Annotated in this window: 15 protein-coding genes and 1 other RNA gene; 13 read left to right on the top strand and 3 right to left on the bottom strand. The window is 57.5% G+C overall.

The window, feature by feature from the left end:
* Nucleotides 1-38: 38 nt before the first annotated feature.
* Nucleotides 39-1070 carry a tetraacyldisaccharide 4'-kinase gene (lpxK, locus tag HMPREF2541_RS10755; protein WP_064103763.1) on the bottom strand — a complete coding sequence of 344 codons (1032 nt, stop codon included), beginning with the start codon at nt 1068-1070 and terminating at the stop codon, nt 39-41.
* Between the two features lie 21 nt (nt 1071-1091).
* Nucleotides 1092-1592 carry a dihydrofolate reductase gene (locus HMPREF2541_RS10760; protein WP_070543553.1) on the bottom strand — a complete coding sequence of 167 codons (501 nt, stop codon included), beginning with the start codon at nt 1590-1592 and terminating at the stop codon, nt 1092-1094.
* A gap of 150 nt (nt 1593-1742) precedes the next feature.
* Here HMPREF2541_RS10760 and ribH point away from each other — a divergent pair, with 150 nt between their 5' ends.
* The 5 genes from ribH to rnpB all read left to right on the top strand — a co-directional run bounded on the left by ribH (nt 1743) and on the right by rnpB (nt 5504).
* Entirely contained in the window at nt 1743-2228 is a 486-nt protein-coding gene (ribH, locus tag HMPREF2541_RS10765; RefSeq protein WP_003821850.1) for a 6,7-dimethyl-8-ribityllumazine synthase, read from the top strand.
* Between the two features lie 24 nt (nt 2229-2252).
* The gene (nusB, locus tag HMPREF2541_RS10770) at nt 2253-2690 is read left to right on the top strand and encodes a transcription antitermination factor NusB (protein WP_003821852.1); all 438 of its coding nucleotides are present in this window, start codon (nt 2253-2255) and stop codon (nt 2688-2690) included.
* Nucleotides 2691-2906: 216 nt separating this feature from the next.
* Complete coding sequence (locus tag HMPREF2541_RS10775) at nt 2907-4367, top strand: TrkH family potassium uptake protein (RefSeq protein ID WP_003821853.1); 1461 nt, start codon at nt 2907-2909, stop codon at nt 4365-4367.
* A gap of 207 nt (nt 4368-4574) precedes the next feature.
* Nucleotides 4575-4982: an SMI1/KNR4 family protein gene (locus HMPREF2541_RS10780; RefSeq protein ID WP_064103760.1), complete on the top strand. Its 408-nt coding sequence runs from the start codon at nt 4575-4577 to the stop codon at nt 4980-4982.
* A gap of 167 nt (nt 4983-5149) precedes the next feature.
* An RNA gene (rnpB, locus tag HMPREF2541_RS10785) (RNase P RNA component class A) lies at nt 5150-5504 on the top strand.
* Nucleotides 5505-5778: 274 nt separating this feature from the next.
* Here the strand turns inward: rnpB and HMPREF2541_RS10790 are convergent.
* Nucleotides 5779-5985 carry a glycine zipper 2TM domain-containing protein gene (locus HMPREF2541_RS10790; RefSeq protein WP_023886327.1) on the bottom strand — a complete coding sequence of 69 codons (207 nt, stop codon included), beginning with the start codon at nt 5983-5985 and terminating at the stop codon, nt 5779-5781.
* 106 nt (nt 5986-6091) lie between these two features.
* Between HMPREF2541_RS10790 and HMPREF2541_RS10795 the strand changes: the two genes are divergently transcribed.
* From HMPREF2541_RS10795 to HMPREF2541_RS10830, 8 genes are all read left to right on the top strand, one after another.
* Nucleotides 6092-6538, top strand: a complete 447-nt coding sequence (locus HMPREF2541_RS10795; RefSeq protein WP_003821861.1) for a CopD family copper resistance protein — start codon at nt 6092-6094, stop codon at nt 6536-6538.
* Nucleotides 6539-6833: 295 nt separating this feature from the next.
* Nucleotides 6834-7259, top strand: coding sequence for a ribosome maturation factor RimP (gene rimP, locus HMPREF2541_RS10800; RefSeq protein WP_003821862.1), 426 nt, complete (start codon nt 6834-6836; stop codon nt 7257-7259).
* A gap of 36 nt (nt 7260-7295) precedes the next feature.
* Nucleotides 7296-8792, top strand: coding sequence for a transcription termination factor NusA (gene nusA / locus HMPREF2541_RS10805; protein ID WP_003821864.1), 1497 nt, complete (start codon nt 7296-7298; stop codon nt 8790-8792).
* Between the two features lie 15 nt (nt 8793-8807).
* The gene (gene infB / locus HMPREF2541_RS10810) at nt 8808-11573 is read left to right on the top strand and encodes a translation initiation factor IF-2 (protein WP_003821865.1); all 2766 of its coding nucleotides are present in this window, start codon (nt 8808-8810) and stop codon (nt 11571-11573) included.
* Between the two features lie 361 nt (nt 11574-11934).
* A complete protein-coding gene (locus HMPREF2541_RS10815; RefSeq protein WP_003821867.1) occupies nt 11935-12267 on the top strand; it encodes a hypothetical protein in 333 nt (110 codons plus the stop codon).
* A gap of 23 nt (nt 12268-12290) precedes the next feature.
* The gene (gene rbfA / locus HMPREF2541_RS10820; RefSeq protein ID WP_003821868.1) at nt 12291-12662 is read left to right on the top strand and encodes a 30S ribosome-binding factor RbfA; all 372 of its coding nucleotides are present in this window, start codon (nt 12291-12293) and stop codon (nt 12660-12662) included.
* Nucleotides 12663-12773: 111 nt separating this feature from the next.
* On the top strand, nt 12774-13682 hold the full coding sequence (locus HMPREF2541_RS10825; protein WP_070543554.1) for an AAA family ATPase: 909 nt from the start codon (nt 12774-12776) through the stop codon (nt 13680-13682).
* The coding region (locus HMPREF2541_RS10830) for a DUF58 domain-containing protein (RefSeq protein WP_070543556.1) at nt 13679-14423 on the top strand (745 nt) is incomplete at its 3' end. The genes HMPREF2541_RS10825 and HMPREF2541_RS10830, both read left to right, overlap by 4 nt.

Consider the following 14423-nt stretch of genomic DNA (forward strand, 5'->3'; position numbering starts at 1 on the left):
GCCCGCCGTGCCGCTGTTTTCAGGTAGCCTTTCCGTTTTCAGGTAGCCTGTTCCCTATCCGGCAGGCAGCGGCGGATTACGGCCTGCACTAAGGCTTCCGGCAGTTCGGCGCGCACGGGCAATACCCATACTTCCTGCGCGGTGTCGGCGGCGAGCTTCACTGCGTCTTTTTCAGTGACGATGTAGCAGTCGGCTGCGGGCAAATCGGCAATCTGCCAAGCAGCGTGGTCGGGCAGGGCCATTTGCCGTTCGGTTTCGATGCCCAGCCTCGCCAGTTCGGCAAAGAAACGTTCGGGCTTGGCGATGGCGGCGGCGGCGATAACGCTGCGCTGTTTCAGGTAGCCTTCAGGCAAGGGTTCGTGCGGGCGGTGCAGACGGTAAATCTGCCCGCATTGCAGGCGGCTGCGGCAAAGCAACACGTTATCCGGCAGCGCCCAATCCGGCTCGGGTCTGTCGGGCGTGCTGTTGGCGAGCAGCACGGCGTTTACGCTTTCCAGGCGCTGCAAAGGCTCGCGCAAATTGCCGTTGGGCAGCAAATCCAGCGGCCGCCCCACATCGGCGGCGGGGAACACGGCCAGCTCGAAATCGCGTTGCAGAGCGTAGTGTTGCAGGCCGTCGTCGGCAACGATGATTTGCACTTCGGGATGCTCGGCCAAAAGCGCCCTGCCCGCTTCGGCACGGCGGCTGCCCACAGCGGCAGGAGCGCCGGTGCTGCGATGCAGCAGCAGCGGTTCGTCGCCGGCCTGCGCGGCAGTGCTTTGGTTGTTTAACACATGCACACCCTGCCCGCTGCGGCCATAGCCACGGCTGATGATGCCGGGGCGGATGCCGCGCTCCTGCAAGGCACGCACCAAGGCCTGCACCACGGGGGTTTTGCCGCTGCCGCCAGCCTGCACATTGCCCACTACCACCACCGGCACAGGCAGCTTTTCGCTGTGCCGCTGACCTTTCAGGTAGCCTTCACGCCGCCGCGCCGCCAACAGGCCGAACAGCCGCGCCAGCGGCCATAAAATCGGCGTGAGCAGCGGGTTGGGCGTTTGCCAATGGCGCTCGATCAGGCGGTGCAGCATTTTTCAGGTAGCCTCGATCTTTCAGCTAGCCTGCCGGGCGCGGCGGTAGTGCACGAAATCGAAGCGGATGCCGTTGGCGGCAGCGGTATGGCTGCTGCGTTCAACCTCCTGCCATTCGGCGGGGTCAAAGGCGGGGAAGAAGGCGTCGCCGTCAATATCCAAGCGCACTTCGGTGAGGCGCAAATCGGTAGCCAGCGGCAGGGCTTGGGCGTAAATCTGTGCGCCACCCATGATGATGATTTCGGGCACGTCGGCCAGCACGGCCAGCGCGGCATCTAAGCTGTCGGCACGTTCCACGCCTTCGGCCTGCCAGAGCGGCTGGCGGGTAATCACGATATTGCGGCGGCCGGGCAAGGGGTTTTTCGGCAGCGAATCCCAAGTTTTGCGCCCCATCACCACGGGTTTGCCCAAGGTGTAGCGTTTGAAAAAGGCGAAATCTTCGGCAATATGCCAGGGCATGGCGTTGCCGCTGCCGATGCAGCGATTGTCCGCCACAGCGGCGATAAGGGTGATGGTTGGCATGGGAGGCTACCTGAAAAGTGGAGCAAAACGCCGCCATTGTAACGCAAGCCATCTTCCTTCACAGCCCCAAAACGTGCGCTTTGGTGTAAAATCCGCTTTCTTTGCGGCGCATGCCGCTTTTGCTTATTTCACTACAACGGAGCAGCGGACATGACCATCATCCCCCCCAACCACGACGGCGCAGGCCTGAATATCGGCATCGTACAAGCCCGTTTTTCCAACGAAATCGGCAGCGCCATGCTTGAAGTGTGCACTGAAAAACTGGTGGAACTGGGCGTACCCGACGGCAACATCACCGTAGCCACCGTGCCCGGCGCGCTGGAAGTGCCGCTGGCGCTGCAAAATATGGCGCAGTCGCACAGCTTTGATGCGCTGGTGGCCTTGGGTGCGGTAATTCGCGGCGAAACCTACCATTTCGAATTGGTGTCGAACGAGTCCGCCGCCGGCATCAGCCGCGTGGGGCTGGATTTCAACATCCCCATCGCCAATGCCGTCCTCACCACCGAAAACGACGAACAAGCCCACGCGCGCATCCAAAGCAAAGCCGCCGAAGCCGCTGTGGTGGCGGTGGAATGCGCCAACCTGCTGCGCCGCCTCAATCCGGCCGGCAACAGCCTGCCCAATGCCATCGTGTAGCCCTTGATTTCAGAAAGCCGAGTAATGAAACCGAAAAACCGCACCCCGCGCCGCCGCGCACGCGAATTTGCCGTGCAGGCGCTGTATCAGGCCGCGCTCAACCAGCTGCCCGATGCCGAAGTAGCCAAAAACATCCGCGAAAACGAATACTTCGCCAAGGCCGACAACGAGCTCTTCACCGCCATTTTCTTCGGCGTGCAGGCCAAACGCCGAGAGCTGATGCAGATTATCCGCCCGCTGCTCGACCGCGACGAAAAAGACCTCAGCCCCATCGAATGCGCCGTGCTGCTGGCCGCTGCCTTCGAGCTGCGTGATATGCCGGAAACGCCCTACCCCGTGATCATCAACGAAGCGATTGAAGTCACCAAAACCTTCGGCGGCATCGACGGCCACAAATTCGTCAACGGTATTTTGGACAAACTGGCGGCCGAACTGCGCCCCAACGATCCGAAACGCGCTTAAGCCGCGCCCGTTGGCCCATGCCGCAGGCTACCTGAAACCGCCGTATCCGCTTTCAGGTAGCCTTTACCGTTTTATCGTGAATATGAATAAAAACAAACCGTAGGATAAACTAAAGCACCCCGCCTGCTATTTTTCAGGTAGCTTCAGCCGCCTCTATGCTATCCCGTTAAAACAGGTACAATACCTGCCGCACAGGCTACCTGAAACCACACCACCATGTATTACAAACTCGCCCCCATCGCCCACGTCCTCTCCCGCCTCGGTTTCGTGTTTTCGCTGCTGCTCTTGGCGCCCACGTTCGTGTCGTATCTCTACCAAGACGCCGCCTTCTGGGTGTTTGCCGACACCGCTGCCGCCACCATCTGCGCCTCCGGCATCATCTGGCTCACCACCCGCAGCCATCAGCGCGAGCTGCGCACCCGCGACGGCTTCACCCTCGTTTTCCTACTGTGGTTGGGTTTTGCCGTGGTCGCCTCCCTGCCGTTTTATTGGTATCTGCCCGGCATCAGCTACACCGACGCCTTCTTCGAAGCCATCTCCGGCCTCACCACCGCCGGCGCCACCGTTTTCACCAACCTCGACAGCTTCCCCCCCTCGCTCAATTTCTGGCGCCACCTGCTCAACTGGGTGGGCGGCATGGGCATCATCGTTTTGGCTGTAGCCATCCTACCCATGATCGGTGTGGGCGGCACCCAGCTTTTCAAAGCCGAAATCCCCGGCATCCACAAAGACAGCAAGCTCGCCCCCCGCATTTCCCAAACCGCCAAAAACCTTTGGCTGATTTACGTTTTCTTCACCCTCATCACCTGCCTCGCCCTGCGCCTGGCCGGCATGAGCTGGCTTGATGCCGTATGCCACGCCATGTCCTGCCTCGGCCTGGGCGGTTTCTCTACCCACGATCAAAACATCGCCTATTTCGATTCCGTGCCCATCGAAATGATTTTGTCTGTCGGCAGCGTCATCGCCGCCATCAACTTCACCAACCACTACTACGCCTTCCGCCAACGCAGCCTCAACGTCTACCGCCGCGACACCGAAGTAAGCGTGATGATTACCGCCCTGATTACCAGCATCATCGTGTGCGCCCTCTACCTGTGGCACAAAGATTTCTACCCCGACTGGTCGCAATCCCTGCGCTTCGTCGGTTTCAACTTCATCTCCATCGGCCTGGCCAACGGCTACGCCAACACCGACTTCGCCGCCTGGCCGCTGCCCGTGTCCCTCTGGATGTTTTTCCTCGCCAATATCCTCTCCAACGCCGGCAGCGCCGGCGGCGGGCTCAAAACCATCCGTGCCATCGTATTGTTTAAATTCAGCCTGCGCGAAATGATGCTGCTGCTGCACCCCAACGCCGTGCACACCGTAAAAATCAACGGCATGCACATCGCCGAGCGCACCGCCATGACCGTGCTCGTATTCACCGCCGTTTACTTCCTCACCATCATCTTCGCCACTTTCGCCCTCATGGCCACCGGCCTCGATTTTGTTACCGCCCTCACCGCCGCCACCGCCTGCATCACCAACGCCGGCCCCGGTCTCGGCAGCGTCGGCCCCGCCGGCAGCTACGCCGAACTAGCCGCCGTGCAAAAATGGCTGTGCGCCGCCGTCATGCTGCTCGGCCGCCTGGAAATCTTCACCGTGTTCATGCTCTTCACCCCCGCCTATTGGCGCAAATAGCGTTGAGCAGTTTCAGGTAGCTTTTATCCCGCTTGAGGCTACCTGAAACATCAATTCTGCCGAAACATAGGATAATTCAGGCTACCAAATCCGGCAGCCCGACTGATTTTCAGGTAGCCTCACCACAGATGATGGCTACCTGAAAAGTAGTGTGGCGTTTATGCCCAATCCGGCTCAACATTCCATCCACCACATCGGAACAAACACATGCCTTTCCCCGTAGAGCCCAAATATATCCAAGCCGCCGAACAAGCCCTCGGCATCCAGCTCCCTCCCCGCTTCAAAGCCAGGCTCTCAGCCGAAAACGGCGGCGAAATCCTGCTCGAACCCGACAACGAAGACAGCAGCTTCACCCTCCTGCCCGTATTCGACACCTCCGATAAAAAACGCCTGCGCCGAACCTGCAATCACATTGCCAAAGAAACCGCCTCTGCCCGGGAAAGCTGGCATGGTTTCCCCACCCAAGCCGTGCTGATTGGCGACAATCAATGCGGCGACTTCCTGCTCCTATTGCCCGAATCCCCGCAACAGCTCGGCGAAGCCGTCTTCCTCTGGTCGAGCGACGGCGGCGAACTGGAACAAGTAGCCAACAGCATCGACGACTTGGCCGAGTAAGCATGTGATCTTTTATCTGATCTTTTCAGGTAGCCTACCAATTGAGCAGCCCTTACAAGGTAATCTAAGCAATTGGTGAACTATGCGAGCAAGACCAAGTTTTCTTTCTGACATCACCATTTTCAGGTAGCCTTTCCCACCCAATCCGTTATAATCCCGCCCGTATCGCAGCAGGCCAGACAGTCGCCGCGCCTTTGGGTGGGGAGGAAAGTCCGGGCTGCACAGAGCAGGATGCCGGCTAACGGCCGGGCGCCGCGAGGCGACGGAAAGTGGAACAGAAAGCATAACCGCCGATGGCTGTGGCAACACGGCACAGGTAAGGGTGAAATGGTGCGGTAAGAGCGCACCGTGCGGCTGGTAACAGTCCGTAGCAGGCTAAACCCCATCCGCAGCAAGACCAAACAGAATGCAACGACGCTGCTCGCCGAGCATTCGGGTAGGTTGCTTGAGCCGCTTGGTAACAATCGGCCTAGAGGAATGACTGTCCAACGACAGAACCCGGCTTACCGGCCGGCTGCGGTACACATTATTTCTAACCGTTTCGATAAAACCGATGCTGCCTGATTTACCCTACCGCGGCCTAATCGGAATAACTGAATATCGAAACTGTGCCAATCCATAAAATATAGTGGATTCAAATAAGAATGGGACAAGGCGGCGAGCCGCAAATAGTACAAGTAGTACAGCAAGGCGAGCCAACGCAGTAGCATTCTTCATTTTAATCCACTACGTCAAAACAACTGCGGGCGGAAGTGCTTTCACACTTCCGCCCGCATCATTAGTAAGGGTTTAGGACTTACTGAACCTGGCTGCCTACTAGACCACCCAGGGCAGCACCACCCAAGGTTGAGCCGGTATCACCGCCAATCACATTACCGGCCACACCGCCCACTGCGGCACCCACAGCAATATTGCGCTGTTTGGTGGTCATGCCGGTACAAGCGCTCAGAGAGGCAGTAAGCAGCATAACAGTGAAAATAGAAGTAATAGTAGATTTTCTCATGATATATACCCTTTCTGTCAGTATCAGAGAGGCATGGCGGATTTGACCGCCCTACCTGCCTGTGAGAGTATCGCATTTTTCTGTGATTGCATCAAAAGGCAGGTAAATGTCTGTTTACTCCGTTGCACACATCATTCACTTATTCTGTGCCATTACCTTCGTGGGCGGGGTGTTGTTTGAGTCGCTGGTTTTATCGGTGCTGCACACCAAAAAAGTCAGCCGTGAGGCTCGGCGCGAAGCCGAACGGGCACTTTCCGCTCGGGCGGTGAAAGTCATGCCCTGGGTAGTTGGGTTGCTGTTTCTTTCCGGCCTGGTGATGATGCACCGCTACCTGCAAATTCTCCACAATCCGTTTGCCAATTCTTTCTTTATCCAGCTCTCCATCAAGCTGCTGCTGGCTTTCAGCATCCTCTGCCACTTTCTGGCCGCTGTTACCCGTATGCGCCGCCACACCATGACCGTGGCCTTTTCCAAATACATCCATCGCGCCGTGCTGGTGCAGATGCTGCTGATTGTGTTTCTAGCTAAGGCAATGTTTTACATCGCGTGGTAACACAGGCTACCTGAAAGTATCAATCGCAATCTAAGTAAAAATAAAGTTTCCGAACTACTTGAGCCAAAACATAAGCCTCAACGAAGTTTAAAACCAAAATCCAATCTTCCCCTTCGTTCCAATCCAGCATTGTTGCGCGATTCTCACAGCCCGCCCGTCACCCTGCACACCAGGCGCAAACAGATTTGCCAAATCGCCGAATATGGTTTAGAATCGCGCCGTTTTTCAGTTATTTATACGAGATAAATGAGAAATGGCCCCGAGGCCATTTTTTTGTTTTTTCAACTAGGGAATCATGGATATTCAAGCCGTTTTAGAAAAAACCCTGCCCGGCCTGGGCTATGAATTGGTGGATTTCGAGCTCACCGCGCAAGGCGATTTGCGCGTGTTTATCGACAAGCCCGAAGGCATTACCGTGGAAGACTGCGCCACCGTCAGCAACCACTTGAGCCGCCTCTTCATGGTGGAAGATGTGGACTATAAACGGCTGGAAATTTCCAGCCCCGGCCTCGACCGACCGCTAAAAAAGGCAGCCGACTTCATCCGTTTTTCAGGTAGCCTCGTCAAGCTGAAAACCCGTTTGCCGGTGGAGGGTCAGAAAAACTTCATCGGCCACATCGAAAACTTTGAAAACGATGTGCTGACTATCGCCTTCGATGGCAAAACTGCTGCCATCGAATTATCCAATATCGACCGGGCGCACCTGAAGCCCGAATTCTAATTTGCCTATTTATCAATTAATGGAGAGTTCATTCCCATGAGCCGCGAAATGTTGCAACTGGCCGAAGCCCTGGCCAGCGAAAAAAACGTTGAATCCGAAGTGGTATTCGAAGCATTGGAGTTCGCCCTGTCGGTGGCCGCCAAGAAAAAGGCCGACCGCGAACACATGGACGTGCGCGTGAGCATCGACCGTAACACCGGTGAATACCACACCTTCCGCCGCTGGTTAATCGTGGCGGATGAAGACTACACCTATCCCGACACGCAAAAAACCATCGAGGAAATCCAAGAAGAATTCCCCGATTCCCCACTGCAAATCGGCGAGTATTACGAAGAAGAGCTGGAAAACGTGGCCTTCGGCCGTCAAGCCGCACAAACTGCCAAGCAAATCATTTTACAGCGCATCCGCGATGCCGAGCGCGAGCAGATTCTGCAAGAATTCCTCGCCCGCCGCGAAGACGTGGTAATGGGCACGGTAAAACGTGTGGAACGCCACGGCATCATCGTGGAAATAGGCCGTTTGGACGCGCTGATTCCACGCGACCAATGCATCCCGCGCGAAAACTTCCGCAGCGGCGACCGCATCCGCGCCCTCTTCCTGCGCGTGGACGAACAAGGCAACAGCGGCCGCAAACAAGTTATCCTCAGCCGCACCTCACGCGAATTTTTGGTGAAACTGTTTGAACAAGAAGTGCCGGAAATCGAAGACGGCCTGCTGGAAATCAAAGAAGCCGCCCGTGATCCCGGCCAACGCGCCAAAATCGCCGTTAAATCCAATGATGCACGTATTGATCCGCAAGGCACCTGCATCGGCGTGCGCGGCTCGCGCGTGAATGCCGTATCCAACGAATTGGCCGGCGAACGGGTGGACGTGGTGCTATGGTCGCCCGAAACTGCCCAGTTTGTGATTAACGCGCTCTCCCCCGCCGAAGTCAGCCGCATTCTGATTGACGAAGACAACCATTCGGTAGATGTTATCGTGGCCGAAGACCAGCTCGCGCCTGCCATCGGCCGCGGTGGCCAAAACGTACGCCTCGCCGCCGACCTCACCGGCTGGCAGCTTAACATCATGACCGTACAGGAAGCTGAAGAGCGTCACGAAGCCGAAGATGCGCAGATTCGCAGCCTGTTTATGCAGCATCTGAACGTGGACGAGCAAACAGCTGATCTGCTGATTGAAGAAGGCTTCGCCGCTCTGGAAGAAGTGGCCTATGTGCCTGCTGCCGAACTGGTGGAAATCGGCTTCGACGAAGCCACCGTAGAAACGCTGCGCAACCGTGCTCGCGACGCCATCCTTACTCTGGCCATCATGTCGGAAGAAAAACTGGACGAAGTGGAAGAAGAGCTGAAAACCCTCAACGGCATTGACCAAGACATGCTGCGCGATTTGGCGCAAGCTGGCATCACCACCCGCGACAGCTTGGCTGAGCTTTCCACCGACGAATTGATCGAAATCACCGGTGTGAGCGAAGAAGAAGCCAAAACCGTTATTTTGGCCGCCCGCGAACATTGGTTTGCCGAAACACAGGAATAAGGAGGCCGGAAACTTATGAGTAATACCGTACAACAATTTGCCGCCGAACTGAAAAAATCCGTGCCCACGCTCTTGGAGCAGCTCAAAGCCGCCGGCGTGGAAAAAAGCAGCGGTGCCGACAGCATCAGCCCGGCAGACAAACAAGCTCTACTGACCCACCTGCGCAAACAGAACGACAGCGGCACCGTATCCATCAGCGTGAGCCGTACCCGCACCGAGCGCAGCACTGTGGCTGGCGTACAAGTGGAAACCCGCCGCCGCCGCCGCGTGGCCGTGCCGCCGATTGAAGCAGTTGCCGAGAGCAAACCCGCTGCTGAAGTTGCCCCGGCACAACCAGCCGCAACTGTTGCCACAGAAGCACCTGCAGCCGCCCCTGCCGTGGAAGAACCAAATGTTCAGGTAGCCTCAGAAGCTGTCGAAACAACAGTGGTTGAAACACCTACCATGGAAACTACTGCTGCCAAAACTGATGCTACACCGGCAGCTACTGAAGTAGCCACGCCGGATGACGCTCCGGCAGCCGAAGCCAAACCGAAACGCAGCCGCAAACCGAAAAAAGAAAAGGCCCCTGAGCCAACACCGCAACCGGTGGAAGTGGTTAGTGCCGCCGAAAAGGCCATGCGTGACGAAGAAGCCCGCCGTGCCGAAGCCCTGCGTGCCCACCAACAAGCCCTGCTGAAAGAAAAACAGGAGCGCCAGGCCCGCCGCGAAGCAGCCAAACTGCAGGCGCAGCAGGAAGCCAAGCTGGCCAAAGAGCAGCAGTCTGCCCCGCGCAGCGCCGCACCGAGCGAAAAAGCCCCCCTTTCCTCCGGCAATGCCGCTCCCAGCGGCAGCCGCCCGAAAAAAGGCGATCGCCACCAGCAGCGCGACGACGATATGCCGCGCGGCCGTTCCGCCAAAGGCAAAGGCAAAGAACGCAGTAATCGTGGCGATGAGGAGCGCGTACGTGGTGGCAAAAAAGGCAAGAAACAGCTCAAGCTGGAGCCGAACCAACACGCCTTCCAAGCCCCGACCGAGCCGGTGGTGCACGAAGTGCTCGTGCCCGAAACCATCACCGTGGCCGATTTGGCACACAAAATGGCAGTTAAGGGCGTGGAAGTGGTGAAAGCCCTGATGAAGATGGGCATGATGGTGACCATCAATCAATCGCTCGACCAGGAAACCGCATTGATTGTGGTGGAAGAAATGGGCCATATCGGCAAACCCGCTGCTGCGGATGATCCCGAAGCCTTCTTGAACGACACTGAAACCGCCGTTCAAGCCGAAGCCCTGCCGCGCCCGCCGGTGGTAACCGTAATGGGCCACGTGGACCACGGTAAAACTTCGCTGCTCGACTACATTCGTCGCGCCAAAGTGGTGCAAGGCGAAGCCGGCGGCATTACCCAGCACATCGGTGCCTACCATGTGCAGACCCCGCGCGGTGTTATCACTTTCCTAGATACCCCCGGCCACGAAGCCTTTACCGCGATGCGTGCACGCGGTGCCCAGGCCACTGATATCGTGATTTTGGTCGTGGCCGCCGATGACGGCGTGATGCCGCAAACCATCGAAGCCATTGCCCATGCCAAAGCGGCCGGCGTGCCGATGGTGGTGGCAGTGAACAAAATCGATAAGGAAGCCGCCAATCCCGAGCGTATTCGCCAAGAGCTGACCGCACATGAAGTGATCCCCGATGCTTGGGGCGGTAATGTGCAGTTTATCGATGTTTCCGCCAAACAAGGCATCAATATCGATGCGCTTTTGGAAGCCGTGCTGCTGGAAGCCGAAGTGCTCGAACTGAAAGCGCCAGTAGACGCACCAGCCAAAGGCATCATCGTGGAAGCCCGTCTGGACAAAGGCCGCGGCGCGGTGGCCACCCTGCTGGTACAGAGCGGCACGCTGAAAAAAGGCGATATGCTCCTGGCCGGCACGGCCTTCGGCAAAGTCCGCGCTATGGTGGACGAAAACGGCAGACAGGTACAGGAAGCCGGCCCCTCCATTCCGGTGGAAATCCTCGGCCTTTCCGACGTCCCCAACGCCGGCGAAGACGCCATGGTGTTGGCCGACGAGAAAAAAGCCCGCGAAATCGCCCTGTTCCGCCAAGGCAAATACCGCGACGTGCGGCTGGCCAAACAGCAGGCTGCCAAACTGGAAAACCTGTTTGCCAACGCCGGCGACGGTCAGGCAGCGCAAAATCTGTCCGTTATCATCAAAGCCGACGTGCAGGGTTCGTACGAAGCGCTTTCAGGTAGCCTCAAAAAGCTGTCAAACGACGAGGTGAAAGTGGAAGTGCTGCACAGCGGCGTAGGCGGCATTACCGAAAGCGATGTCAACCTAGCCATCGCCTCCGGTGCCTTCATTATCGGCTTCAACGTGCGTGCCGATGGTTCCGCACGCAAGCTGGCCGAAAACGAAGACATCGAAATCCGCTACTACAACATCATCTACGACGCCATCGACGATGTGAAAGCAGCCATGAGCGGTATGCTTGCTCCCGAGCAGAAAGAGCAGCAAACCGGCACGGTAGAAATCCGCCAGGTTATCAATATTTCCAAAGTGGGCAATATTGCCGGCTGTATGGTTACCGACGGCCTCATCAAGCGCGACAGCCGCGTGCGCCTCATCCGCGACCATGTGGTGATCCACACTGGCGAGCTCGAATCGCTCAAACGCTTCAAAGACGATGTGAAAGAAGTGCGCATGGGCTTCGAATGCGGCTTGATGCTGAAGAACTACAACGATATCCAAGAAGGCGACATGCTGGAAGCCTTTGATATCGTGGAAGTGGCTCGTACCCTGTAAACAGGCATCAAGCGAAACAAGAGGCTGCCCGAATCCGTTTCAGGTCGCCTCTTGTTATATCTGAAGCACAACAGGCTGCATTGAGAGCATTGTGGCGCAGTAAAATGTTGGGCAAATCAGCAACTTTGCCAAAGCTCCACATTTCGATGATGGTTTTTATAGCCAACCAACTTAACTTTCGCTACGGCGTTAGTTCACCTTGTATCGACAGTCAATTTGGCTTGCTATAACAATTTGGCTATATATGTAAAGAAATAAATGCCTCAGCCTATACCCAGCCGGCGATGGTTGTCGTATCATATCGCCTGTTTACACCGTGTTTGCCCACCATACCAACCGCTGCCCTGATGAGTACGCGAAAATGAACGACAAACAAACCTACACTTTTGAAACGTTTACCCTAATCCGAGAAATACGCCAACGTGAAAACGATGAACCGATCATCGTGGCTACCCTTGTCATGCCCGACAACTTCGTGCTTACTGGACGGCTGCCCATGCGCCCTGTTGACCGTGAAAACGACCTCAACGTTATTCGCTTTTTGGAAAAGTCCTTCGACCTGAAGCCCTATTTCAAAACATACACTTTTGAAGAACAGTTGGGCGAATTCGATCAACTGCGCATCCAACATCGTAAAAAACAATACGATTCGCTGATGGATGCCCTGCTCGACCGCACCAGCGAACTGAAATAACCCCCTATATCGAGAAAGACCACATGGCCAAAACCCACCGCGGCTACGCCCGCCAAGACCGCGTGCGCGAACAGATTATGCGCGAGCTGGCCGAGCTCGTCCGTACCGGCCTTAAAGACCCGCGCGCCGGCTTCATCACCATCAACGAAGTCGAGCTTACCCGCGACTACAGCCATGCCACCGTGTATTACACCGTGCTCGACGATGCCACGCGTGAAATTACCGCCGAAGCGCTGGAACACGCCAAAGGCCATCTGCGCAGCGAGCTCTCCCGCCGCATCAAGCTGTTTAAAACGCCCGAGCTGCACTTCAAATACGACCAATCGCTCGAACGCGGCATGAGCATCTCCCAATTAATCGAACAGGTTGCCGCCGAAGAACCGGTACAAGATTAGGCTACCTGAAAAATATGCCCTGTTGATTGAACAGGGCTTTTCTTCATAAGCGCCACCGCAAAAACATTTTCAGGTAGCCTCACTCACACCACAACTCAAACTATCCACACCATGAATCCCTACTTACAAAACGTCTTCTCCCAACTCAACAGCCTGATTCTCGGCAAAGAAACCGTTCTCCAACACCTGATGGCCTGCATCCTGGCCGACGGCCACGTTTTGCTCGAAGACGTACCCGGCGTGGGCAAAACCACCCTCGCCCACGGCCTGGCCGCCGTGCTCGGCCTCGGCTACCGCCGCGTCCAATTCACCAACGACATGCTGCCCGCCGACCTCCTCGGTATCAACGTTTTCCAACCTGCCGACGGCCAATTCAAATTCCATCCCGGCCCCATTTTCCACCACTTCCTGCTGGCCGACGAAATCAACCGCGCCTCGCCCAAAATGCAATCCGCCCTTTTGGAAGCCATGGAAGAAAAACAAGTCTCTGTAGACGGTAAAACCTACCGCCTGCCCAAACCCTTCTTCGTGATCGCCACCCAAAACCCCATCGAGCAGCTCGGCACCTTTCCCCTGCCCGAATCCCAGCTCGACCGTTTCATGATGCGCCTCTCACTGGGCTACCCCTCCGCCGAAGCCGAACGCCGACTCTACGCCCAAGGCGACCGCCGCCAACTGCTGCCCGCGCTCAAAGCCATGTGCAACGCCGAAATCCTGCTCCAATGGCAGGCACAGGCCGCCCAAGTAAAATGCTCGCAGCAGGCTGCCGATTATGTTTACCGGCTGGTGCAATCCACCCGCCAGCCCGGCCTGTTCGTTACCGGCCTCAGCCCGCGCGCCGGGCTTGCCGTGGTCAAAGCCGCCAAAGCCTGGGCCTTCCTGGCCGGCCGCGATTATGTGCTGCCGGAAGACATCAAAGCCGTATGGATAGCCGTGGCTGGACACCGCCTGCAAACCCTGCAGCCCCAATCCATCTCCCAGCTGCTGGAACAAATGCTGCTTCAGGTAGCCGTATCGTGAGCGCCAACCAATACAGCCCGCGCCTGCGCGACCTGCGCCTGCGCCCCACCCGGCTCGGCATCAGCCTGGCCGCCATGATTGCCCTGTTGTGGCTCGTCGGGCTCAACTATCAGGTAAACCTCGCCTATATCGTCGCCTTCTGGCTCGCCGGCTTCCTGTTTGTCGGCACCCTGCTCAACTGCCTCCAGCTGCTCGGCCTGCGCCTCGACCTCACCCTGCCCGAGGAACTCTTCCAAGGGCAGCCTGCCGATATCCAACTCTTCCCCGCCCCCTCAATCAAAGCCCGCCACCGCCAGCTTTGGTTTGCCCCCGAAAGCCGCCGCAACACCGATCCCGAATACCGCGCCGCCCTCTTCACCGCCAAGCAGCCCCAACCCTTCATCTGGCCCGTGCTGCCCGCACGGCGCGGCCGCCTGATCCTGCCCCCGCTGCGCTGTGCCAGCGTGTGGCCGTTTGCCGTGAGCAGCGTCGAATGTGTCTGGCACTGGCCCGACAACGGCCTCGTCTACCCCGCCCCCAAGCCGCACACCGCCCCGCCCGGCAGCACCCCGGCCGAAGAAGGCGAGCCGCGCCGCAAACTCGGCGGCAACGAAGACCTCGCCTTCCTGCAAGACCACCAACCCGGCACCTCCCTGCAACATATCGCCTGGAAAAGCTACGCCAAAAGCGGCCGCCTGCTCGACAAACACTTCGAAGAACCCGCCTTCCACGCCGCCGACCACATCATCAGCTATGCAGACT

Origin of the sequence: Eikenella sp. HMSC061C02 (genome assembly GCF_001809035.1) — a bacterium.
Lineage (GTDB): Bacteria > Pseudomonadota > Gammaproteobacteria > Burkholderiales > Neisseriaceae > Eikenella > Eikenella corrodens.